Origin of the sequence: Streptomyces sp. NPDC051214, from assembly GCF_040682375.1 — a bacterium.
GTDB lineage: Bacteria > Actinomycetota > Actinomycetes > Streptomycetales > Streptomycetaceae > Streptomyces.
Window position 1 is genome coordinate 451,341 of sequence record NZ_JBFBAT010000004.1, and the last position, 22,421, is coordinate 473,761.

17 protein-coding genes are annotated in these 22,421 nt (G+C 70.8%); 5 read left to right on the forward strand and 12 right to left on the reverse strand.

What is annotated here, in order from left to right; genetic code table 11:
* Positions 1-18: 18 nt before the first annotated feature.
* On the forward strand, positions 19-1,926 hold the full coding sequence (locus AB0M70_RS13210; protein WP_365819530.1) for a discoidin domain-containing protein: 1,908 nt from the start codon (positions 19-21) through the stop codon (positions 1,924-1,926).
* A 300-nt stretch (positions 1,927-2,226) separates the two neighbouring features.
* On the opposite strand, the gene AB0M70_RS13215 is transcribed toward AB0M70_RS13210, so the two are convergent.
* The 4 genes from AB0M70_RS13215 to AB0M70_RS13230 all read right to left on the reverse strand — a co-directional run bounded on the left by AB0M70_RS13215 (position 2,227) and on the right by AB0M70_RS13230 (position 9,308).
* Complete coding sequence (locus AB0M70_RS13215) at positions 2,227-3,414, reverse strand: spore photoproduct lyase family protein (protein ID WP_365819532.1); 1,188 nt, start codon at positions 3,412-3,414, stop codon at positions 2,227-2,229.
* Between the two features lie 32 nt (positions 3,415-3,446).
* Entirely contained in the window at positions 3,447-4,814 is a 1,368-nt protein-coding gene (locus AB0M70_RS13220; protein ID WP_365819534.1) for a class I SAM-dependent RNA methyltransferase, read from the reverse strand.
* Between the two features lie 107 nt (positions 4,815-4,921).
* Positions 4,922-6,970, reverse strand: coding sequence for an APC family permease (locus AB0M70_RS13225; protein WP_365819536.1), 2,049 nt, complete (start codon positions 6,968-6,970; stop codon positions 4,922-4,924).
* Between the two features lie 61 nt (positions 6,971-7,031).
* A complete protein-coding gene (locus AB0M70_RS13230; RefSeq protein WP_365819538.1) occupies positions 7,032-9,308 on the reverse strand; it encodes an MMPL family transporter in 2,277 nt (758 codons plus the stop codon).
* A gap of 200 nt (positions 9,309-9,508) precedes the next feature.
* Between AB0M70_RS13230 and AB0M70_RS13235 the strand changes: the two genes are divergently transcribed.
* The 4 genes from AB0M70_RS13235 (at position 9,509) to AB0M70_RS13250 (ending at position 11,577) form a co-directional block, all read left to right on the forward strand.
* Positions 9,509-9,838, forward strand: a complete 330-nt coding sequence (locus tag AB0M70_RS13235; protein ID WP_363209915.1) for a winged helix-turn-helix domain-containing protein — start codon at positions 9,509-9,511, stop codon at positions 9,836-9,838.
* A complete protein-coding gene (locus tag AB0M70_RS13240) occupies positions 9,838-10,077 on the forward strand; it encodes a hypothetical protein (protein WP_190082440.1) in 240 nt (79 codons plus the stop codon). The genes AB0M70_RS13235 and AB0M70_RS13240 overlap by 1 nt, the downstream gene beginning before the upstream one ends.
* A gap of 154 nt (positions 10,078-10,231) precedes the next feature.
* Positions 10,232-10,900 (forward strand): TrkA family potassium uptake protein, encoded by a 669-nt coding sequence (locus AB0M70_RS13245; protein ID WP_365819541.1) that lies wholly within the window; start codon positions 10,232-10,234, stop codon positions 10,898-10,900.
* The gene (locus AB0M70_RS13250; protein ID WP_363209917.1) at positions 10,900-11,577 is read left to right on the forward strand and encodes a TrkA family potassium uptake protein; all 678 of its coding nucleotides are present in this window, start codon (positions 10,900-10,902) and stop codon (positions 11,575-11,577) included. The genes AB0M70_RS13245 and AB0M70_RS13250 overlap by 1 nt, the downstream gene beginning before the upstream one ends.
* Positions 11,578-11,667: 90 nt before the next feature.
* Here the strand turns inward: AB0M70_RS13250 and AB0M70_RS13255 are convergent, their stop codons facing one another.
* From AB0M70_RS13255 to AB0M70_RS13290, 8 genes are all read right to left on the reverse strand, one after another.
* On the reverse strand, positions 11,668-12,399 hold the full coding sequence (locus tag AB0M70_RS13255; protein ID WP_365819543.1) for a DUF3159 domain-containing protein: 732 nt from the start codon (positions 12,397-12,399) through the stop codon (positions 11,668-11,670).
* Positions 12,400-12,402: 3 nt separating this feature from the next.
* The gene (locus tag AB0M70_RS13260) at positions 12,403-12,801 is read right to left on the reverse strand and encodes an OB-fold nucleic acid binding domain-containing protein (RefSeq protein ID WP_365819545.1); all 399 of its coding nucleotides are present in this window, start codon (positions 12,799-12,801) and stop codon (positions 12,403-12,405) included.
* 89 nt (positions 12,802-12,890) lie between these two features.
* The gene (locus AB0M70_RS13265) at positions 12,891-13,574 is read right to left on the reverse strand and encodes a response regulator (protein ID WP_249592796.1); all 684 of its coding nucleotides are present in this window, start codon (positions 13,572-13,574) and stop codon (positions 12,891-12,893) included.
* 44 nt (positions 13,575-13,618) lie between these two features.
* Positions 13,619-16,165 carry a sensor histidine kinase KdpD gene (locus AB0M70_RS13270; protein WP_365819547.1) on the reverse strand — a complete coding sequence of 849 codons (2,547 nt, stop codon included), beginning with the start codon at positions 16,163-16,165 and terminating at the stop codon, positions 13,619-13,621.
* Between the two features lie 150 nt (positions 16,166-16,315).
* Positions 16,316-16,996: an ABC transporter ATP-binding protein gene (locus AB0M70_RS13275; RefSeq protein WP_365819549.1), complete on the reverse strand. Its 681-nt coding sequence runs from the start codon at positions 16,994-16,996 to the stop codon at positions 16,316-16,318.
* Between the two features lie 76 nt (positions 16,997-17,072).
* The gene (locus AB0M70_RS13280) at positions 17,073-18,299 is read right to left on the reverse strand and encodes an alginate lyase family protein (RefSeq protein ID WP_365819551.1); all 1,227 of its coding nucleotides are present in this window, start codon (positions 18,297-18,299) and stop codon (positions 17,073-17,075) included.
* Between the two features lie 99 nt (positions 18,300-18,398).
* Positions 18,399-19,319: an ABC transporter ATP-binding protein gene (locus AB0M70_RS13285; RefSeq protein ID WP_365819553.1), complete on the reverse strand. Its 921-nt coding sequence runs from the start codon at positions 19,317-19,319 to the stop codon at positions 18,399-18,401.
* Positions 19,312-22,044, reverse strand: coding sequence for a hypothetical protein (locus AB0M70_RS13290; RefSeq protein ID WP_365819555.1), 2,733 nt, complete (start codon positions 22,042-22,044; stop codon positions 19,312-19,314). Before AB0M70_RS13290 ends, AB0M70_RS13285 begins: the two co-directional genes overlap by 8 nt.
* Between the last annotated feature and the right edge of the window lie 377 nt (positions 22,045-22,421).

Sequence of the window (22,421 nt, forward strand, 5' to 3'; positions counted from 1 at the left end):
ATCCGCAAGGAGAGCAGCATGCGCTCCGGTACTACCCGCACCTACGGCAGAAAGAGACTCACCCCGGTCATCGCGCTGGCGACGGCCTGCGTCCTGACCCTGATGGCCGGCCTCGCCTCCGCCGCGCCGGCCGACCCTCCCGGCGCGGTCGCCGCAGCGGCCTGGGACACCGACCGCGCCGCCGAGGCGTACACCGCAAACCCGTCCTCCGCGACCGCCTCCGGCAACGAGGCGGGCAGCGCGGGACCCGGCGCCGCCTTCGACGGCGACGCCTCGACCCGCTGGTCGAGCCAGTTCGCGGACGACGCGTGGATACGCCTGGACCTCGGCACCACCCTCCGCGTCGACCGCGTCGTACTGGACTGGGAAGCCGCGTACGGCAAGAAGTACGTCCTGGAGGTGTCCGGGAACGGCTCCGACTGGACCCCCTTCTACACCGAGACGGCGGGCACGGGCGGCTCCGTCACCGCCCACACCTACCCCCAGGAGGTCACAGGCCGCTATGTGCGGATGCGCGGCATCGAGCGCGCCACGCCCTGGGGCTACTCGCTGCACGCCTTCAAGGTCTACGGCGGTGAGCCCGCCCCGGCGTCGACGACCCGGTCCAACCTGGCCCTGAACCACCCCGCCTACACCAACCGCTACCAGCACGCGGGCAACGCCCCGTCCTTCGCGACCGACGGCGGGCGGCCCGCGGACCTCAAGGCCGATCAGACCCGCTGGTCAAGCGACTGGAACGCCAACCGCTGGATCTCCGTCGACCTGGGGGCGCGCTCCACCATCGACAGCGTGGACCTGTACTGGGAGGCGGCCTACGCGGTCGACTACGAACTCCAGGTGTCCGACGACAACCGGACCTGGCGCACGGTCCACCGACCTTCCGCAGCGGAGGTCGCCGCGCGCCGGGCGGACGTCAAGTCCCCCGGTGACGCGGTGGGCAGGCACGACAACGTGCGCCTCGCTCAGCCGGCGACCGGACGCTACGTACGGATGCTCGGCAAGGAACGCCGGTCCTTCTACAACCCGGCACCGTCCACCGCCCAATTCGGTTACGCCCTCTACGAGTTCGAGGTGTGGGGCACCGGCGGCAGCGCCTCCGCCGCGTATCCGGCGCTGCCCGGCGAGCAGTCGGGGGCGTACCGGACGACGTTCTTCGACGACTTCACCGCCGGGAGCCTGGACCGCTCCAAGTGGCGTGTCGTCAGGACCGGTCAGGAGATGGGGTCGGTCAACGGCGAGTCGCAGGCGTACGTCGACTCCACGGACAACATCCGTACGGAGAACGGCAGTCTGGTCCTGGAGGCCGACTACTGCGACAACTGCACCACCACGGGCGGCGGCACGTACGACTTCACCTCGGGCCGCATCGACACCAACACCAAGTTCGACTTCACGTACGGCAAGGTCAGCGCGCGCATGAAGCTGCCGGTCGGCGACGGGTTCTGGCCCGCCTTCTGGATGCTGGGCAGCGACGTCGACGACCCGGACGTCTCGTGGCCGGCCTCCGGCGAGACCGACATCATGGAGAACGTCGGCTACGCGGACTGGACGAGTTCCGCGCTGCACGGCCCCGGCTACTCGGCGGACGGCAACGTCGGTGCCCGCCAGACCTATCCGAACGGCGGCAGGGCCGACCAGTGGCACACGTACGCGGTGGAGTGGACCCCGACGCTCATGCGCTTCTACGTCGACGACCGCCTGGTCCAGGAGACGACGCGCAACAAGCTGGAGTCCACCCGCGGCGAGTGGGTCTTCGACCACGACCAGTACGTCATCCTCAACCTCGCCCTCGGCGGCGCCTACCCGGCCGGCTGGAACAAGGTCACCCAGCCGTACTGGGGCCTGCCGCAGTCCAGCGTGGACAGGATCGCGGCGGGCGGCGTGAGGGCGGAGGTCGACTGGGTGCGGGTGGAACAGAAGGGGTGACGCACCCGACGCCGTTCGTAGTAACTCCGCGCTTGTGTACGGACGGTGAAGGAAAGCGGGAGTAATGTCATGACCGTGCGATAGGAGCGGCTGGTTGCCGGCGGCCGCCGCGCACTGGGCGGCGACGGCCGCCCGGGGCGCGAGGAACGAGGCTCCCCCTCGTCGCTTCCTCGCGCGATGCCCTCCATGGGTGAGATGCGGGATTTCCCACCACAAAGGGCTCCGGCGGGAGCCGCGTCGTCGGTGATGCGGCTCCCGCTGGCCCACGCGCGGAGTCTGGTCGGGGCCGGCCTCGCATGCTCAGAAGGCGTATCTGACGCGCAGCCACGGCGCGTGCTCGGTCAGGATCTCCTGGATGCGCACCAGGGAATTCCGCTTGATCTCCTGGTTGTAGCGGACGTTGACGGCCCCGTTCTGGGAGCGTTTCGTCTCCTGGGCCTCCGGCTGCCACAGCACGTCCTCGGCGCGGGGGTGCCAGCCCAGATTGACCTCGTGCAGCGCCTGATTGTGCGTCAGCATGATGACCTCGGCCGCCGCCTGCTCCTTCACGCGGGCGGGCAGGACGTCGTCGAGGTGGTCGAGCAGCTCGGCCCAGTCCCGCTGCCAGCCCGGCCGCAGCACGACCGGCGAGAGGTTGAAGTGCACCTCGTAGCCGGCGTCCAGGAAATCGGCGGCCGCGGCGATCCGCTCGGCGACGGGGCTGGTGCGGATGTCCAGGAGGCGGGCGTCGGCGGCGGGCATGAGGGAGAAGCGCACCCGGGTGCGCCCTTGCGGGTCGTACGCGAGCAGATCGGGGTTGACGAACTTGGTCGCGAAGGACGCCTTCGCCGTCGGCAGGCCGCGGAACGCGGCGACGAGATCCGCGGTGTTGTCGCAGACCAGGGCGTCGACGGAACAGTCGCCGTTCTCCCCGATGTCGTAGACCCAGGCCCGTGGATCACACTGGTTGGGTTCCGTCTTGGGCCCCTGGGCCCGTACGTGGCGCCGGACGTGGGCGACGATCGCCTCGATGTTGGTGAACAGCGTGATGGGGTTGGCGAAGCCCTTGCGGCGGGGGACGTAGCAGTACGCGCAGGCCATCGCGCAGCCGTTGGAGGGGCCCGGCGCGATCCAGTCGGCCGACCTGCCGTTGAAGCGCGTGGTGAGCGTCTGCTTGACCCCGAGGACGAGCGTCTCGGTCTTGATGCGGACCCACCGGCCGATGTTGCCGTCGTTGCCGTGAAGTTCGGGGATGCGCCAGTGCCCGGCGACCTCCGTCACGCGCACACCCGGCAACCGGGCCATGATCTGCTGGCCGCGCGGCGAGTCGAGCGCCGCCCGCTCCGCGTAGACCTCCCGCACGTCGAGCATCCGCCGGGCCTGCGGACTGTCCCGGAACGCCCCGGGCGCGGCGGGCGGCGCCGTAGAGGCGTCCGCCCACCCGAAGAGAGCCTGCTGCTCGGGCTCTCCCGGGGCGTGCCCCGCCGCTCCTGCCGCAGGCTGCTCCACGTGCCGCCCCTTTCCGCGCCGGGGAGCCGGCGTCAGGAACCCTTGGTGGCGGGCTCCAGGATCGCCACGCACTCCACGTGGTGAGTCATCGGGAACAGATCGAACGCACGCAGCGTCCGCACCCGGTAGCCGCCCTCGCGGAAGTACGCCAGGTCCCGTGCCAGCGCGGCCGGGTCGCAGGCCACGTACGCGATCCTGCGTGCGCCCAGGCCCGTCAAGTGTTTCACCGTCTGCTTGCCCGCGCCCGCGCGCGGCGGGTCGAGGACGATCAGGTCGACCTCCGTGATGCCGGTGCGCGGCAGGGTGGCCTCGACCTTGCCCTGCTCGATGCGGACGCGGTCGAAGGCGGCGAGGTTGTGGCGGGCGTCCTCGACGGCTCGCTTGCCGGACTCGATGCCGAGGACGGCGCCCTTGTCGCCGACCCGGTCGGCGATGGCGCCCGCGAACAGGCCCACGCCGCAGTAGAGGTCGAGGGCCGTGTCGCCCTTGCGCGGCGTCAGGCCCTGCATGACGGCGAGCATCAGCGTCTCGGCGGCCTTCGGGTGGACCTGCCAGAAGCCGCCGTTGCCGACACGGTAGGTGCGGTTGTCGGCGCGCTCGCGGACGAAGGGACGGCCGTGCACGCGGTGGACGCCGCCGTCCTGCTCGGCGATGCGCAGGACCGAGACCGGCTTGTCCAGCTCGACGAGGGGCAGACGCGCGCCCGGCTTCGGTTCGAGGATGACCTGGCGGTCCTGGGAGCCCGTGGCGGCGATCGCCTCGACCGATGCCATGCCGGACCAGTCGTGCTTCTCGATGCCCAGCTCGGAGACCCCGGGAGCGGCGATCATGCAGTGCTCGATGGGCTCGACCTCGTGCGAGCGGTGTCGGCGCAGGCCCGCGTTGCCGTCGGGGTCCACCGCGTACTGGACGCGGGTGCGCCAGGACGGGACCTCGCCCGGGGGCAGCTTGTCGCCCTCGGCCGGGACGACCGTGCCGTCCCAGCCCGCCTCCTCGGGGGTCAGACCGGCAAGGCGCTGGAGCTGCTCGGCGATGACCTCGCCCTTGAGGCGGCGCTGCGCGCCCGGCTTCGCGTGCTGCCAGTCGCAGCCGCCGCAGCGGCCGGGGCCCGCGTACGGGCAGGGGGCCTCGACGCGGTCCTTGGAGGGGTCGAGGACCGTCACCGCGTCCGCGCGCAGGAAGCGGGACTCCTCGTCACCGTCGGTGACGCGTGCGATGACCTTCTCGCCGGGGAGCGTGTGCCGGACGAAAAGGACACGCCCCTCGGCCGTGCGGGCGACGCAGTGGCCGCCGTGGGCGACGGGGCCCACCTCGACCTCGTACTCCTGCCCGATGAGGGAGGCCGCCTGCGAACCCTCCTTCGAGTTCCCCGCCTGCGATTTCTTCGGTTCTGCCTGCATGGCGGGGTGACTCCACTACGTAAGGGGGCATCGGCCGAAAGGAAACGGCCGGACAACAGCCCACCAGTCTACGTGGGTGTCGTCCGGCCGCTCACCAACCGCGGGGGTCAGGCCTTGTTGCTCGGCTCCTTGGGGCGCTTCTCCACCGGGCCCCGGCGCACCGCACCCGGAGCGTTCCACTCCGACCGCTTGCGGGCCCGCTTCTTCGCGGCCTCGGAGGAGTCGAGCTGGTAGGGGACGGAGGTGACCATCACACCGGGAGTGAAGAGCAGGCGGCCCTTGAGCCGGAGCGCGCTCTGGTTGTGCAGCAGGTGCTCGTACCAGTGACCCACCACGTACTCCGGGATGATCACGCTGACCACGTCGCGCGGGCTCTCCTTGCGCAGGCCCTTGACGTACTCGATGATCGGCCGGGTGATCTCGCGGTAGGGCGAGTCGAGGATCTTCAGCGGGACGGTGATGCCGCGCCGGTCCCACTCGGCCCGCAGGGCCTTGGTCTCCGCCGGGTCGACGTTGATGCTCAGCGCTTCGAGCGTGTCCGAGCGCATCAGCTTGGCGTAGGCCAGGGCGCGCAGCGTCGGCCGGTGGATCTTGGAGACCAGGACGATGGAGTGCACGCGCGAGGGCCGCACGCTGTCGTCGGACGGGGTGTCCGGGGCGGCGATCTCCTCGGCGACGCGGTCGTAGTGGCGGCGGATCGCGGACATCGTCGCGTAGAAGATCACCATGCCGAGCAGGGCGACCCACGCGCCGTGCGTGAACTTCGTGACGAGTACGACGACCAGGACCATGCCCGTGAAGAAGGCGCCGAAGGTGTTGATCGCCCGCGAGCGGATCATGTGGCGCCGCTTGGCCTGGTCCTTCTCCTTGCGCAGATGGCGGTTCCAGTGCCGGACCATGCCGATCTGGCTGAGCGTGAAGGAGACGAAGACGCCGACGATGTAGAGCTGGATCAGGCGGGTCGAGTCGGCGCCGTAGATGACGACCAGGAGGGCCGCGGCGCCCGCGAGCAGCACGATGCCGTTGGAGAAGGCGAGCCGGTCGCCGCGGGTGTGCAGCTGACGCGGCAGGTAGCGGTCCTGCGCGAGGATCGAGCCGAGCAGCGGGAAGCCGTTGTACGCCGTGTTGGCCGCGAGGAAGAGGACAAGCGCGGTGGCGGCGGCCAGGACGATGAATAGGAAGCTTCCGTTGCCGAAGACGGCCTCGGCTACCTGGGAGATCACCGGGTTCTGGACGTAGTCGGAACCGACCGGCACCCCGTTGTGGAAGAGGTCCTTGCCCGGGTACTCCGCCATGCGGACCTTGGTCGTCATGGCGAGCGCGATGATGCCGCAGAACATGGTGACGGCGAGGGCACCCATCAGGGCCAGGGTGCTCGCGGCGTTCTTGCTCTTGGGCTTGCGGAAGGCCGGGACGCCGTTGCTGATCGCCTCGACGCCGGTGAGTGCGGCACAGCCGGAGGAGAAGGCCCGCAGGAGCAGGAAGACGAGGGCGAAGCCCGCGAGTCCCTCGTGCTCGGGCTTGATCACGTAGTCCGCGGTGGGCGCCTTCATCGTCTCGTCGAGGACGATGCCCCGATAGGCACCCCAGGCGATCATGATGAAGACGCCGGCCACGAAGACGTACGTCGGGATGGCGAAGAGCTTTCCGGACTCCTTCACGCCGCGCAGGTTCATCACCGTGAGGAGCACGATGACGGCGACGGCGCACAGGACCTTGTGCTCGACGACGAACGGGATCGCCGAGCCGAGGTTCTCGATGCCGGAGGAGATCGACACCGCCACGGTCAGGACGTAGTCGACGAGCAGGGCGCTCGCGACGGTGAGGCCGGCCTTGGGGCCGAGGTTGGTGTTGGCGACCTCGTAGTCGCCACCACCACTCGGGTAGGCGTGCACGTTCTGCCGGTACGACGCGACGACGGTGAACATCAGCACGACGACCGCGACAGCGATCCAGGGGCTGAAGTGGTACGCCGACACACCCGCGATCGAGAGGACGAGGAGCACTTCTCCCGGTGCATAGGCCACGGAGGAGAGCGGGTCGGACGCGAACACGGGTAGAGCGATGCGCTTCGGCAGGAGGGTTTCTCCGAGCCGGTCGCTGCGCAGTGCGCGCCCGATGAGGATCCGTTTGGGCACGTCGGTCAGTTTGGACACGCAGAGGATCGTAAGCGTTCGATTGGGTGCCCGCCCACCCACCACCCCCTAACCGCGCCGGTTAGCCGTGACGCGCCGCCGGGGGCTCCGCCCGATGCCCGGAAAGCGGACGGCCGTCGGCGGTCTGCGGTGCCTCCGGCACGCCCCGCGCCCCGTACCGCTCGGCCGCCCGCTGCTCGGCGCGGTGGATGGCGCGCGAGGGCCACCAGGTGGCTCGCCCGAGGAGCAGCAGCGCCGCCGGCAGGATCATGATGCGGATCACGAACGCGTCGAGCAGGACGGCCGCCGCGAGGACGAAGCCCATCTGCTTCATCTCCAGGATGTGCAGCATCACGAAGCTCGCGAAGACGGTGACCATGACGATCGCGGCGCTGGTGACGACCTTGGCCGATGAGCCGATGCCCTCGATGACGGCCTGCCGGGTGGGTACGCCGTTCAGGGCGGCCTCCCTGATCCGGCTGACGACGAACACCTGGTAGTCCATCGAGAGCCCGAAGAGGATCACGATGAGGAAGAGCGGCACCCGCGAGGAGATCCCGCCGAGCGAGACGAACGAGAGCAGTTCCTCGGCCCACTGCCCCTGGAAGACCAGGACGAGCAGTCCGAGCGCGGAGGCCGCGGAGAGCAGGTTGAGCACGATGCCGAGCAGCCCGAGGACGACCGAGCGGAACGCGATGACCGTCATGACGAAGGTCATCAGGAGCAGGAAACCGAGAACGAGCGGCAGCTTCTCGTTCTGGTGGTCCACGTAGTCCGTGCCGCGCGGCACGTCGCCGGTGGTGGCTGTATCCACCCCGGGCAAGGTGCCGACGGTGGCGGGGAGGTAGTCGTCGCGCAGGTGGTCGAGGGTGGCGACGGCCTTGTCGGAGTGCGTGGCGTGCGGCGCGTTGAGCTCCAGTGTGGTGGTCCTGCGGTCCTTCGAGGTGCGCAGGAGCGGGGTGCCCGAGGAGTGCGAGAACAGCGGGTCGGCCTGCGCTCTGCGGTCGAGGTCCGTCAGGGCCTCACGCACGGCACCGGCTTGTGAAGCCTCGGCCCGCACGACGACCTGGTGCCGGACGCGCTGCTCGGGGAAGGCGTCGAGCAGCCGGTCGTACCCCTGCATGGCCGGGATGTCGCGCGAGAAGCTGTCGCGCGAGGGGTCCTTGAGCTCGATGTCCAGGGCGGGCAGCGCCAGGCCGAGCAGGACGAGGACGGAGAGGCCGAGGGTGAGCACGGGGCGCTTGCGGGCCGGGGCCAGCAGCGCGTTCCAGGCCCGTCCGGGCTTCTTCTCGCCGTACGTCCGCACCGGCTTGCCCTGCGCCTGCCGCTTCAGCGCCCGGCGGTCCGCACGCTTTCCGAGCTTGACAAGGAGCGCGGGCAGCACGGTCACCGAACTGACCACGGCGACGGCCACGACCAGGATGGTGCCGGTGGCGAGGGAGTCGAAGATGACGTCGCCCGCGAGGTAGAGGGCGGCGGTGGAGACGATCACCGCGAGCCCGGAGACCACGATCGCGCGGCCCGCGGTGGCCGCGGCCGCCTCGACCAGCGCCTCGGAGGTCAGGCGGCCGCCCGCGCGGGCCCGTTCCTCGCGCTCACGCTTGAGGTAGAAGAGCGTGTAGTCGACGCCGACCGCCATGCCGATGAGCAGGATCATGTTCATCCCGACGCCGGTGTCGGGCAGTAGCTGCGAGGCCAGCATCGCCAGGCCCATGGTCGCCATGATCGAGGTGATGGCGAGGAGCAGCGGTACGCCGACCATGACCACGGAGCCGAAGACCAGGGCGAGCGTGATCAGCGTGACGGGGAGCGTGATCGCCTCGGAGAAGGCGAGGTCCTCGCCGCGCTGGTCGTTGACGCCCTTGCTCACCGAGGCGGCGCCGGTCTCCTCGATCACCAGGTCCGGGTGGGCCTTCTTGACCTGCTCGGTCTGGGCCTGGAGCGGGACGACGTTCTTCTTGCCGTCCTGGTCGGGCCCCTTCAGCTCCACCTGGATCCGCAGGACGCGTCCGTCCTCGGAGCGGACCGGGGCGGCGACCGACGCGACCTCCGGCAGCGACTTCATCCGGGCGGTGACGTCCTTGACGGCTGCGCCGGCCGCCGCCTTGTCCAGCGGCCCCGACTTGGCGCGGATCAGCACCTGCTCCGTGGGCCGCAACTGGACGCCGCCCTCGGTCGCCAGGGCCTCGGCGCGCCCCGCCTCCCCCACGCGGTAGTCCTCGCTGCTCGCGCTGTTCATGCCGGTGGCGATGCCGCCTCCCAGGCAGAGCACCACGAACACCAGCCAGCCGATGATCGCGCGCCCCGGATGCAGCGCGCTCCATCTGGCCACGCCCACCGTGACCGATCGCTTCCCCATGACCATCCCCACCCCTTCGCCGTCTCCTGGCGTCCAGTCCTTCATGCGGCTTCATACGCCTTCATGTGTAAGTCGAGACTGACAGGTGAAGGAACGAGCCGTCAACTGTCATTCGCGGCTGGGCGGGAGCGGATTGACAGTGGTTCCCGTCATGCGTAAGTCTTGGCTGACAGGTTTCGGGACCAGCGCGAAGGCGGGCCATGGACAGCGAAGAGCTGCTCGCCTTTCTCTCCGCCGTCGGCCACGCCCAGCGGATCCGGATCATCACCGAGCTCGCCCCGGGGCAGCTGTACGTCAGCGAACTGGCGCGGCGGCTCGGCGTCTCCCGGCCCCTGCTCTACATGCACCTCGAACGTCTGGAGAAGGCCGGTCTCGTCGTCGGCCGCCTGGAACTCTCCGATGACGGCAAGGCACTCAAGTACTTCGAACTGGCGCCGTTCGACGTGCGCCTGAACGTGGACACGATCCTCGCGGCCGTCCGGGAGGACGCGTCCGACGAGGCAGGACAGCACTCACCTGAGGGGTCTTAATGGACGACGTGATCATCCCGGTCGCCTTCTTCCTGATACTCGCCGGCGCGGTCGTGTCGGTCGCCTACTTCCAGTCGCAGCGCAACCGCGAGCGTGACCGCCAGTGGGCCGAGGCGATGGAGCAGTACCGCGAGGTCGTCGAACGCGCCAGGTCCGAGCAGGAGGCGGCGCGGCTGCAGATCGTCGAGCTCAGCTACCGGCTCAAGAACGTCGAGGGCCTGCTGCGCAGCGTGGACTGACCCCCCGCCCCGGACCCCGTACCGCCTCCGCGCGCACCGGCAGGTGCACGGGGGTGCCCTCCGCGGACCGTGCGTGTGTAGCTTGGGCGTCGGTCTGAGACGCTTTTACCGTTCAGCCTGAGCAAAAAGTATTGACACAGCCGGAAGGACGGGCGTGCACATCGTCATCATGGGCTGCGGGAGAGTCGGATCCGCTCTCGCGCAGACCCTGGAACAACAGGGGCACACGGTCGCCGTGATCGACCAGGACCCCACCGCCTTCCGCCGTCTGGGCTCCGGCTTCGGCGGCCGCCGCGTCACCGGCATCGGCTTCGACCAGGACACCCTGCGCGAGTCCGGCATCGAAGAGGCGGGCGCCTTCGCCGCGGTCAGCAGCGGCGACAACTCGAACATCATCGCCGCCCGCGTGGCCCGCGAGATGTTCGGCATCGAGAACGTCGCCGCCCGCATCTACGACCCGCGCCGCGCCGAGGTCTACCAGCGCCTCGGCATCCCCACCGTCGCCACGGTCCGCTGGACCGCCGACCAGATGCTGCGCAGGCTGCTGCCCTCCGGGGCCGAGCCGCTGTGGCGCGACCCCACCGGCGGCGTACAGCTCGCCGAGGTGCACGCGTCCGCGTCCTGGATCGGCCACAAGATCAGTGAGCTGCAGGAGGAGACCGGCGTCCGCGTGGCCTTCCTCACCCGGCTGGGCGAGGCGGTCCTGCCGACCTCGCAGACGGTGCTCCAGGAGGGCGACCTGGTGCACGTGATGATGCGCACCGACGAGGTCGAGAAGGTCGAAGCGGCGTTCGCCGAAGGCCCCGAGGAAGGCGGTCACTGATGAGGGTCGCCATTGCCGGAGCAGGCGCGGTGGGACGTTCCATCGCCGGTGAGCTCCTGGAGAACGGGCACGAGATTCTGCTCATCGACAAGGCGCCGACCGCCATCTCGGTCGAGCGCGTCCCGCAGGCCGAGTGGCTGCTCGCCGACGCCTGCGAGATCACCTCGCTCGACGAGGCGGCGCTCCAGCGCTGCAACGTGGTGATCGCCGCGACCGGCGACGACAAGGTCAACCTCGTCGTCTCGCTGCTCGCGAAGACCGAGTACGGCGTCCCGCGGGTCGTCGCCCGCGTGAACAACCCCAAGAACGAATGGCTCTTCAACGAGTCCTGGGGCGTCGACGTCGCGGTCTCGACCCCGCGCCTGATGTCCGCGCTCGTCGAGGAGGCGGTGAGCGTCGGTGATCTCGTACGTCTGCTGCGCTTCAGCCACGGCGACGCGAACCTCGTCGAGCTGACCCTGCCGCCCGAGTCGGCGCTCGCGGGCACCACGGTCGGCGACGTCCAGTGGCCCCAGGACACCTCGCTGGTGACGATCATCCGCGGCACGCGCGTCCTCGCGCCGACCCCGGACGACTCCCTGGAGGCGGGCGACGAGCTGCTCTTCGTGGCGGCCCAGGCCCGCGAGGAGCAGCTGGAGGACCTGCTGTCGGTGCGCAAGGAAGACGCGGCGAGCTAGTCGCCGCGTCTGCTCGTACGCGGAAGGGGGCGCCCGGGATATCCCGGGCGCCCCCTTCCGACGTGACTGCCGGCCTCTGCGAGGTGGCTGCTAGACCTCGCCCCTGGCGGCGGTCTTGCGCTCTTCCTCGGCCTTCTCCGCGGCCTCCATCTCGGCGAACACGTCGATCGGCGGCGGAGCCTTCGCCAGGAAGACCCAGGTCAGCCAGACGGCGAGCAGGAACGGCGGGATCTTCAGGGCGATCAGGACCCAGCCGAACTGGGTGGTGTCCGCCCACCAGTAGAGCGGGAAGAGGATCGCGCACTTGGCGAGCAGGATCAGGCCCCAGGCCCAACTTGCCTTGGTGTACGCCTTCTTGCGGCCCGGGTTGCGGGTCCGCCAGGAGAGGTTCTCCTTGAAGACCGGGCCGAGGATCAGGCCGATCAGCGGGACGCCCGCGATGGCCGTGATGATGTAGGCGAGGGCCAGGCCCAGGGTGTAGAGCATGCCCGGCAGATAGAAGTCCTTGGCGTTGCCGGTCATCATCGCGAAGACGACACCGAAGGCGACCCCGAAGACACCGCTGAAGGCGTGCTTGACGGTGTCCTTCATGACGAGGCGGACCGCCACGAGCACCAGGGACACCGCGAGGGCCGCGATGGCCGACATGTGCAGGTCCTTGTTGATCGTGAAGATCGTCACGAAGAGGAGGCCCGGGACGACGGTCTCCACCAGGCCCCGCACGCCGCCGAAAGCCTCGAAGAGCGCGGCCTCGGTCACGGCCCGGGAATCGGCGTCCTGATCCGTGCTTCCTTGGTCCGTCGGCTTGTCGAGGGACGTCACCGGCTACTCCCGTCCGAGGGGTCTGAGTTCGTATTTCGGGTTGAAGAGCACCCGGCGGCCCCGGCTCATCGAGATCCGGCCGGACGCGATCAGCCTGCGCCCCGGCTCTATCCCCACGATGGAGCGCCTGCCGAGCCACACCACGTCCAGAGCCGCGGAACCGTCGAACAGCTCCGCCTCCAGGGCGGGTACGCCGGCGCGTGGTCGCAGGGTGACCGTGCGCAAGGTACCAGTAACCGTGACTATCTGGCGGTCGTGGCAGTCTCCGATACGGGTGCATCCAGCCGTCTCGGCGTCCTCGCGCAGCTCCTCCGACTCCAGATCCCCCTGGGAGGAGGAAAGCCGGTCGAGCATGCGCCGGAAACGGCCTGCCGGCTTCTCGGAACCAGGAACAGCACTCATACAGGAAGCGTACCGGGGGTCGCCGACAGCGCCGCAATGGGTGCGCTCATCTGTGCTTATGCCCGCTCAGCCCCGCCTTGACCCTTGACTCATCGCTCGAACCTGTAACCCATTCCCGGCTCGGTGATGAAGTGCCGCGGATGCGCGGGGTCCGCCTCCAGCTTGCGGCGCAGCTGCGCCATGTAGACGCGCAGGTAGTTCGTCTCCGTACCGTACGAGGGGCCCCACACCTCCTGGAGCAGTTGCTTCTGGCTGACCAGGCGCCCGGTGTTGCGCACCAGGACTTCCAGGAGGTGCCATTCGGTGGGCGTCAGGCGTACGTCGCGCCCGTCGCGGTTGACCTTCTTGGCGGCCAGGTCGACCGTGAAGTCCTCCGTGTCCACCATCACGTCGTCCTCGCCCGCTCCGGTGGGCTCGGCCCTGCGGATGGAGGCCCTGAGGCGGGCCAGCAGCTCGTCCATGCCGAAGGGCTTGGTGACGTAGTCGTCGGCGCCCGCGTCGAGCGCCTCGACCTTCTCGTCCGAGCTGTGCCGCGCGGAGAGCACCAGGATCGGGACGCGCGTCCAGCCGCGCAGGCCCCTGATGACCTCGACCCCGTCCATGTCGGGCAGGCCGAGGTCGAGCACGATCACGTCGGGGTGGCGAGCGGCGGCGAGCTGGAGCGCGGTGGCTCCGTCCGGGGCCGCGTCCACGTCGTACTTGCGCGCCTTCAGGTTGATCACGAGGGCGCGTACGATCTGCGGCTCGTCGTCGACCACGAGCACCCGGGTCATGCGTACCTGCCTTTCGGACTTGTCGGTGGTGGCCGCCCCGGGCGTCATGAGACGGCCTGGGCGGAGAGGTCCAGAGGCGCCGGCGGTCCGCCCGCCGCCGCCCGCAGGGTGAGGACCATGGTGAGGCCGCCGCCGGGGGTGTCCTCGGCCTCCAGCGTGCCGCCCATGGACTCCACGAAGCCGCGGGCGACCGCGAGGCCCAGGCCCACGCCCGCGCCGCGCGGAGCGTCACCGTAGCGCTGGAAGGGCTCGAAGATGCGGTCCTTGGCGGCATCGGGGACGCCGGGGCCACGGTCCACGACCCGCAGTTCGACGCGGTCGCCGAGCGTGCTCGCGGAGACCAGGACCGGTTCGGCGGCGCGGCTGTACTTGACCGCGTTCTCGACGATGTTGGCGACCGCGCGCTCCAGGAGGCCCTTGTCCACGGAGACCATGGGCAGCGTCTCGGGGATGTCGAGGTCCGCGCTGCCGTCGGGGACGCCGCCGAGGGCCATCGGGACGACCTCGTCGAGGTCGATCGCGCGGATCAGCGGTGTGACGGTGCCGGTCTGCAGCCGTGACATGTCCAGGAGGTTGCCGACCAGGTGGTCCAGGCGGTCGGCGCCGTCCTCGATGCCTTCGAGGAGCTCGGCCTGATCTTCCTCGGACCAGGCCACGTCGTCGGAGCGCAGGGAGGTGACGGCGGCCTTGATGCCCGCGAGGGGCGTCCGCAGGTCGTGGCTGACGGCCGCGAGCAGCGCGGTGCGGATGCGGTTGCCCTCGGCGAGGGTGCGGGCCTGCTGTGCCTCGTCCCGCAGGCGCTGGCGGTCGAGGACCACGGCGGCCTGCGCGGCGAACGCGGCGAGGACCCTGCGGTCCTCGGCGGGCAGCACCCGGCCGGACAGGGCGAGCGCCATGTGGTCGCCGACCGGCATGTCCACGTCCGCGTCCTCCGGGCGCTGCAGCGTGCGGCCCTCGCCGACCCGGCCCGCGCAGGTCCAGGGGGCGACGTCGCTCGCCCGCTCCAGGAGGGCCACCGAGTCCATGCTGAAGGTCTCGCGTACGCGCTCCAGAAGGGCGTCGAGCGAGGTCTCGCCGCGCAGCACGCTGCCCGCGAGGAAGGAGAGTATCTCCGACTCCGCGCGCAGCCTCGCGGCCTGGTGGGTGCGGCGGGCGGCGAGGTCCACGACGGAGGCGACGGAGATGGCGACGCCCACGAAGACGACGATCGCGACGATGTTCTTGGAGTCGGAGATCGTCCACAGGTGCTGCGGCGGCGTGAAGTAGTAGTTCAGGAGCAGCGAGCCGAACGCCGCCGAGGCCAGGGCAGGCAGCAGACCGCCGAGCAGCGCGGCGGCGACGGTGAGCGTCAGGAACAGCAGCATGTCGTTGGCGAGACCCAGGTCCGCGTCGACATGGGTGAGGAGCAGCGTCAGGAGCGCGGGGCCGCCCACGCCCACCAGCCAGCCCCAGATGCTCCGGGACCGGCCGAGCCGTGCCCCGCGCGCCACGGGCAGGCCGCGGCCCTTGGCGACCTCGTCGTGCGTGACGATGTGGACGTCCAGGTCGGGGCCCGATTCGCGGGCCACCGTCGCGCCGACGCCGGGTCCGAAGATGTACTGCCAGGTCTTGCGGCGCGAGGAGCCGAGGACGATCTGGGTGGCGTTGACGCCGCGGGCGAAGTCGAGCAGCGCGGCCGGTATGTCGTCGCCGATGACGTGGTGGAAGGTGCCGCCCAGGTCCTCCACCAGGGTGCGCTGGACCGCGAGCTCCTTGGGCGAGGCCGCGGTCAGGCCGTCGCTGCGGGCGATGTAGACGGCCAGGATCTCGCTGCCGGAGCCCTTGGCGGCCATCCGGGAAGCGCGGCGGATCAGCGTACGGCCCTCGGGGCCGCCGGTGAGGCCGACGGCTATGCGCTCGCGGGCCTGCCAGGTGGAGCGGATGTCGTGCTCGCCGCGGTACTGCTGGAGGTACTCGTCGACCCGGTCGGCGACCCAGAGGAGCGCCAGCTCGCGCAGGGCGGTGAGGTTGCCGGGCCGGAAGTAGTTGGAGAGGGCCGCGTCGACCCGGTCGGGCTTGTAGATGTTGCCGTGGGCCATGCGGCGGCGCAGCGCCTGTGGCGACATGTCGACGAGCTCGATCTGGTCCGCGCGCCGCACCACTTCGTCCGGCACGGTCTCGCGCTGGCGCACGCCGGTGATCGACTCGACGACGTCACCGAGGGACTCCAGGTGCTGGATGTTCACGGTCGACACGACGTCGATGCCCGCGGCGAGGAGTTCCTCGACGTCCTGCCAGCGCTTGGCGTTGCGCGAGCCGGGGACGTTCGTGTGCGCCAGTTCGTCCACGAGGGCGACGGCGGGCGCGCGCCGCAGGACGGCGTCGACGTCCATCTCGGTGAAGAAGGTGCCGCGGTGGTCGAGCTGCGTGCGGGGCACCTGCTCCAGGCCGTGCAGCATCACCTCGGTGCGCGGCCTGTCGTGATGCTCCACGAAGGCCACCACGCAGTCGGTGCCGCGCTCGATGCGGCGGTGCGCCTCGGACAGCATCGCGTACGTCTTGCCGACGCCCGGTGCCGAACCGAGGTATATCCGAAGCTTGCCGCGTGCCATGGCCCCATTGTCTTCCCGAAACTGCTGTGTACGCAGCGTCGACCTTACGGCCAACATTTCCCGCAAAACGGACGAAGGTGCGCCCGTGGGCGCACCTTGACACAACCCTGATGTGGCGGGCCACGGGCATCGATACTGCGGGGGCCGGGATCAGCGCCCGACGATCTCGCCGTCGCGCAGTTCCAGGACCCGGTCGGCGAGGTCGAGCAGCGCCGCGTCGTGCGTGGCGACCAGGGCGGTGACGCCCTCGCCGCGGACGACGGCACGCAGCAGCTCCATCACGCCGAGCCCGGTCTCGGCGTCCAGCTGCCCGGTGGGCTCGTCGGCGATGAGCAGGGAGGGCTTGTTGGCGAGCGCGCGGGCGATCGCCACGCGCTGCTGCTGGCCTCCGGAGAGCTCGCCCGGCCGCTGCTCCGCGTGGTCGGACAGACCGACGAGGGCGAGCAGCAGTGCGACGCGCTCCTCGCGCGCGTGGGGGTCGGTCTTTCGGAGCCGAAGGGGTACGCCGACATTCTCGGCGGCGGTGAGGATCGGGATGAGCCCGAAGGACTGGAAGATGAAGCCGACGCGGTCGCGGCGCAGTTCCAGGAGGCCGTCCTCGCCGAGCCCCGCGAGTGCGAGCCCTTCCACGGTGATCTTGCCCGCGTCCGGGGTGTCGAGCCCGCCGACGAGGTTGAGCAGCGTGGTCTTGCCGGACCCCGACCGCCCCTTCAGGGCGAGGAGCTCACCGCGCGGGACGGCGAAGGAGACGCCGCGCAGGGCGTGCACGGCGGACGCGCCGCTGCCGTACGTACGGTGCAGGTCCTCGACGACGATCGCGTCCTCGGTCATGCCCACTCCCCCCGTGCGGCCCTGTGGGGCCGGGCGCCAGTATGGTCACCGCTCGCCCGGCCCAACAAGGTCCGTATCAGCTCGGGTTGTCCGCGTGGGTCAGGGTCTCCCAGGCGACGAACAGGTTGTTGGAACCTGCCGGGCGGTTCTTCTCGGTGAGCTTCTGGGTGTTGCTCATGGCGTGGCCGAGGCGGTTGTGGAGCGCGTTGTAGCCGACCTCGGTGACGGGCCCGAAGCCACGGTGGACCGATCCGCCGCAGAGCGAGCTCGGCGGGGCCTCGCCCAGCTCGTACTTGGCGTGGAAGCCGAGGCCCTGGCGCAGCCGCTCGCCGACGTCCGTCTTGTAGAGGTCGTCGCCCTGGATGCGGCTGGTCTCGGCGACATGGGAAATCGCGGAGAGCCCGTATCCGGTGTGGGTGAAGTCGCGGCACGTCTCCTGGGAGAGCCCGGTGGTGAAGGTGCCCTGCCCCTGCCAGTACTTGACGATCTTGGCGCGGGTGTCCAGGTTCTGGCTGGGGACGGTCTTGGGCAGCGCGCCGTCGGAGGCGAGATAGATGTACGCGGCGGTGCGCGTGCGGAACTTCGCCATCGCCTTGTCGTAGGACCCCTTGTCCTCGATGAAGACGGAGATGCCGATGGCGGCCTCCATCATCGACAGCTCCCAGTTCCCGTTGGAGTTGGAGCCGTTGATGATCTCGGGCAGGTAGACGGTGCGCAGCATCGTCGCGAAGCGGCCCGCGTTGCTCCAGCCGCCGGTGTACGTGTGCTTGATGATCTCGGCGGCCCTGGGCCAGGACGATCCCGCCCAGCCGGTCTGCAGCGGGGCGTTGCTGTTGGTGTGGTCCTTGATCGTGCCGGACCAGGCGTCCATCAGCTCGATGGACTTCTTGGCGTAGCGGTCGTCACGGGTGATGTACCAGGCGAGGGCCGTGGTGTAGGCGGCTATCGCGTCCTCGCGCTCGTCGGTGCACCCGTAGTTGGGGTCGGAGTAGGAGCCGCACTCGACGACCGCGCGGGGCTTCGGTGTGCGCGACAGGGAGGCGTACTTGCTCCCCATCATCTGGTCGTAGGCGCCCTTCCAGGGCTGGGCGCCGGCGTTGACCTTCTCCCTGGTGAAGTCCAACTGCCCGCGGGAGACGGTGACTCCGGGGTGCGCGAAGGTGCTGGGCGCGGCGTCGGCGCGCTCTGCGCCGGGCCAGGCCAGGAGGGCGGCGACCAGTGCGGTCACCACGGTGGCGAGGGTCGCGAGGACTGCCGTGCGGGGTCTGCGGTGGTGGCGCACGGGTGTGGGGGTGTCAGCCATGCGAAGGGCCATCCATTCTTGTATGTGAACTTCAAGTGCCTTTCTGAACACGCGTGTTGGGCCGTGACCATAGGTACGGACCTGACGTCCGTCAAGGCTTCACGCGGTGGGCGGGGTCGAATCCGGCCCTTCACCCCAGACTCCGATGTGATCCGGCTCCTCCGTGAGCCGTACGCGCCCGCGCAGTCCGTACCGCTCCACGTAGTCGCGCGGCAGCTGCAACCGCCCCGCCCGGTCCAGAACCGTGAACTCCTCGCCCGCACCGCCTCGTTCACGCAGCGTCTCCGTGGCCGTACGGCCGTCCCGGATGCGCACCGTGCGGCGGACCTGACCGGAGACGAGCGGATCGTGCGTGACCACCAGGACGGTCGCCCCCAGCTCCTCGTTCGCGCGCCGGAGAGCGGCGAACACCTCCTCGCCACTGGCCGTGTCCAGCTCCCCGGTGGGCTCGTCGGCGAGCAGCACCCGCGGGGCGTTGGCGGACGCGACCGCCACGGCGACGCGCTGCTGCTCACCGCCGGAAAGCTCGGCGGGCCGCCTCGCGCCGCAGTACGCCACGCCGAGCACGTCGAGCAGTTCGGCGGCCCGCGCCGCGCGTTCGCGACGGGGCACGCGCGCGTACCTCATCGGCAGCGCGACGTTCTCCAGGGCGGTGAGGTACGGCAGCAGATTGCGCCCGGTCTGCTGCCACACGAATCCGACGGTGTTCCTGCGGTATCCCAGACGCTCGCGGCGCCCCATGGAGAGCAGATCGTGCCCGGCGACCCTGGCCCGGCCCGCGGTCGGCAGATCGAGCCCGGAGAGGATCGACAGGAGGGTGGACTTGCCGGACCCGGACGCGCCCACGAGCGCCACGCACTCCCCCTCACCGACCACCAGGTCGAGCCCCTGGAGGGCCTGCACCTCCACCTTCTCGGTGCGATAGACGCGTACGAGGTTGTCGCAGACGACAAGGCCCTCGTCCTGCGCGGGACGGCGCGCGGCGTTCGCGCGGGCCTCCAGATCGGCGAGCTCAGTCATCGTTCCTCCCCAGTCGCAGCACTGCTCCAAGTTCCCTGCGCCGCCCCAGCCAGGTCTCCACCCCCACCGCAACGGCCACCAGGGCGACGGTTCCGGTGGCAAGGACCGCGGTAAACAAGGCGTCGGTCCGCAGGGCGGGCGCGGTGGGCCCGCCGGTGAACACCCGCAGGTCGAGGGCGGGGCCGAGCAGTCCGGGCAGGGTCAGACCGAGCGCGACGCCCCCGGCCACCGCCGCGAGGACCATGGGCAGCAGTTGGAGCAGATGCAGCCCGGCGGTGGCGCGGCCGCCGAGTCCCAGCGTCCGCAGCCGGGCGGCCGTGTCGCCGCGGGCGGGCGCGGACAGCAGGAGTTCGAGGACGAGGGCGAGCAGCGCGAGGAACACGGCCACAGCGGTGCAGGCGGTGTGCGCGGCGGTCATGGCCGCGATCAGCCCGTCCTTCTCGGCCTCGGCCTGCTCCTCGGCACGGATGCGCAGCTCTCCGGTGGAGGCGCCGGGCGCGGTGCGCGGGACGACCGAGCGCAGCTCACCGGCGTCCAGGTGCGGGCCGTACAGGAGCAGGGCGGACTCCTCGAACTCGCTCGCGGCGAAGGACTTGAGGTCCCGGTTGTCGGCGAGCATCAGGTGGTCCCTCGCCTCGGTGGAGGAACGTACGGGGCCCAGGGCGGGGTCGCGTCGCACGGCCTCGGGGAGTCTTCCCACGACGCGCAGGCGGCGCTCCTTGCCGTGCACCGTGATGGTCAGCAGGTCTCCCGCGTCGGCGGCGTCGGCGAGCACCCGGATGTCACGCCCGGCGCCCTTGGCCCCGCCTCCGCCGAGACCGGCGTCCCGCAGCGCGCCGGCCGCCGCCGAACTGTCCGCGGCCGACCGCAGTTCCGTGCCGTCGACGCCCACCAGGCTCGCGATCCCGTACCGCCCGCCGTCCTCGGCGCTCACCGGATCGACCCGCAGTTGCCGCACCGCCACCGTCTCCCGCACGCCACGCGCGCGTGCCAGGCGCTTCGCGGTGTCGGGGTCGCGTCCCGCTCCCAGGAAGGAGGCATCGGCGCCCACCCGCCAGGCTGCGGTGTCCCGGCGCCCCTCCGTGAGCGTCTGAGCGACCAGGCCGCCGAACACGGCACCGGCCAGCGTCACCACCAGGACGAGCAGCGCGAGCGCCCGCGCGGGGGCCTCCTTCGCGGCGCCGCGGAGCGCGACGAGGGTGACGGCTCCGCGTCCGCGGGCTGCCCGGCGGGCGACGAGGCGTACCGGCCACGGGTAGAGGCGCACCAGGACCACGACCGTGGCGAGCCCCAGGAGTACGGGGACGGCGGCGAGCAGGGGGTCGCCGGCCGCCCCGCCCGCCGTGCCGCGGGCCCGCAGCGCGAGGACGCCCGCGACAGCGACGGCCATCACGCCCACCTCGGCGACGAGGCGCCGTCCGCCGCTCGCCTCCTTGTCCCGCGGCAGGGCCCGGTCGCGGACCGCCCACCAGGTCAGCAGGGGCAGCACCAGCCACGCGCCGAGGGCGACGAGCAGCCCTCGCCCGTACGCCGCCGATGCCCCCGCCCCCGCTCTCGGCAGTAGCTGGGCGGCCGCGCACCCGCCCACGAACCCCAGCAGCACGGCCGGCGCGGTCGCCACTCCGCGCCCCAGGGCGATCCCCAGGGCCGACGCCCCGCGTGCGCGTCGCAGCCGATGGGCGTCGAGGCGGCGGCGTACGGAGAGCAGCGCGCCGACGACGACCGTGGCGAGTCCCACCGCCGTCACCGAGGCGAGCGCGAAGGAGATCACGACGCTGCCCTGCCGCCACTGCGCCTGGAACTCCTCCAGGGCGTCAGGCAGTTCGGTGGCGGTCTCCGCCTCGGCCGCGGGATGGGCACCGAGGGCGCAGTACATGCCGCCGCCGCCGATCCCCATCTCACATGTGACCTGCCGTACGGACTCCGGGTAGCGGAGCATGTGGCGCTCGAAGTCGCGCTGCCCTTTTTCGCCCACGTAGCGTGCGGCGTTCTCGCCGGGGTCCAGGCGCATGCCCCACGTCACGGTGAGGTCGGCCTCGGCCTGGCTCTGCAGCACTTCGACGCCCTGCGGGGCGAGCAAGGCGCCCGCGTACCGCACCGCACCGCCCCGGGGTTCCCGTCCCGTGCCCGCGAGCAGGGGGTGCTCGCGCCAGAGCCGCCGATCGCCCTCGGCGGCGTAGAACCCGACGACGCGTGCCGGGGCGTCCGCGATCTCCAACGCGCCGGGGCCGAGCCGCAGTTCCTGCCCGAGCCGGAGCTTCAGGGCGTCACGGGTGCGGGTGGACACGGCGATCTCGACGACGCGTCCCCTCGCGGCGGGAGGCCGGCCGGCGGCGTACGCGGAACGGGGCGGGGCATCGCTCGCGTACACGAGGGACAGCGTGGTGCCGTCAGGGGTGCGTACGGCGGGCAGGGCGATGCGAGTGGAGTCGAGCAGGAGTTCTCCGCTGAGGGCGGCGGGGGTGGCGTTCTCGACGACCTCCGAGAACCTCCGCAGATCGGCGTCCAGGGTGCTTTCCGCCCCGGGGCGCTCCTCCTCGGGCCCGAAGCGCATCCGGTGGGTGATGCCCGGGGCGTCCCGCTGCACCTGCTCGAGCCGGTGTCCCAGCGCGCGCCCCGAAGCCACGTCCAACAACCCCGGCCCACCGGCAGCGACACCACAGAGCACCACAACCACGAGGGCGAGCGCCCCCAACTCCCCCCACGCCCCATCCCTACGCCGCATCAGCCCTCCCCGAAAAAGCTCCCCTACCCACCCACCCGATCACCCCGCACCACCACAACTCACCCCCAACAGCACACGCAAGGCGGGCGCGCCGATCTGCCCGCCCGAAACGCAGCTCCCAGCACTCCGACACCGAAACAGCCCGCCAGCCACCCGCAACCGACAGCGCACGCAGGGAGACGTGCCGATGTGTTTACCCGGAGCACGACTCCCGGCCCTCCGGTTCCGAAGCAGCCCTGCCACCAGATCCCACCCCGCCGACGGAGAACACCACAGCAACCCACCCAGCCTCAGCCGACAGCACACGCAAGGGGACGTGCTGTTCTGCCTGCTCGGAACACAACCCCCAGCGCACCGGAACCGACGCAACCCAGCAC

Bases quoted from the DNA above. Each gene is read 5' to 3' on its own strand.
- AB0M70_RS13265 (WP_249592796.1), bottom strand. From the start codon at position 13,574: ATGACCCGGGTGCTCGTGGTCGACGACGAGCCGCAGATCGTACGCGCC.
- AB0M70_RS13250 (WP_363209917.1), top strand. From the start codon at position 10,900: ATGAGGGTCGCCATTGCCGGAGCAGGCGCGGTGGGACGTTCCATCGCC.
- AB0M70_RS13235 (WP_363209915.1), top strand. From the start codon at position 9,509: ATGGACAGCGAAGAGCTGCTCGCCTTTCTCTCCGCCGTCGGCCACGCC.
- AB0M70_RS13260 (WP_365819545.1), bottom strand. From the start codon at position 12,801: ATGAGTGCTGTTCCTGGTTCCGAGAAGCCGGCAGGCCGTTTCCGGCGC.
- AB0M70_RS13220 (WP_365819534.1), bottom strand. From the start codon at position 4,814: ATGCAGGCAGAACCGAAGAAATCGCAGGCGGGGAACTCGAAGGAGGGT.
- AB0M70_RS13285 (WP_365819553.1), bottom strand. From the start codon at position 19,319: ATGACTGAGCTCGCCGATCTGGAGGCCCGCGCGAACGCCGCGCGCCGT.
- AB0M70_RS13270 (WP_365819547.1), bottom strand. From the start codon at position 16,165: ATGGCACGCGGCAAGCTTCGGATATACCTCGGTTCGGCACCGGGCGTC.
- AB0M70_RS13240 (WP_190082440.1), top strand. From the start codon at position 9,838: ATGGACGACGTGATCATCCCGGTCGCCTTCTTCCTGATACTCGCCGGC.
- AB0M70_RS13275 (WP_365819549.1), bottom strand. From the start codon at position 16,996: ATGACCGAGGACGCGATCGTCGTCGAGGACCTGCACCGTACGTACGGC.
- AB0M70_RS13280 (WP_365819551.1), bottom strand. From the start codon at position 18,299: ATGGCTGACACCCCCACACCCGTGCGCCACCACCGCAGACCCCGCACG.
- AB0M70_RS13210 (WP_365819530.1), top strand. From the start codon at position 19: ATGCGCTCCGGTACTACCCGCACCTACGGCAGAAAGAGACTCACCCCG.
- AB0M70_RS13230 (WP_365819538.1), bottom strand. From the start codon at position 9,308: ATGGGGAAGCGATCGGTCACGGTGGGCGTGGCCAGATGGAGCGCGCTG.
- AB0M70_RS13290 (WP_365819555.1), bottom strand. From the start codon at position 22,044: ATGCGGCGTAGGGATGGGGCGTGGGGGGAGTTGGGGGCGCTCGCCCTC.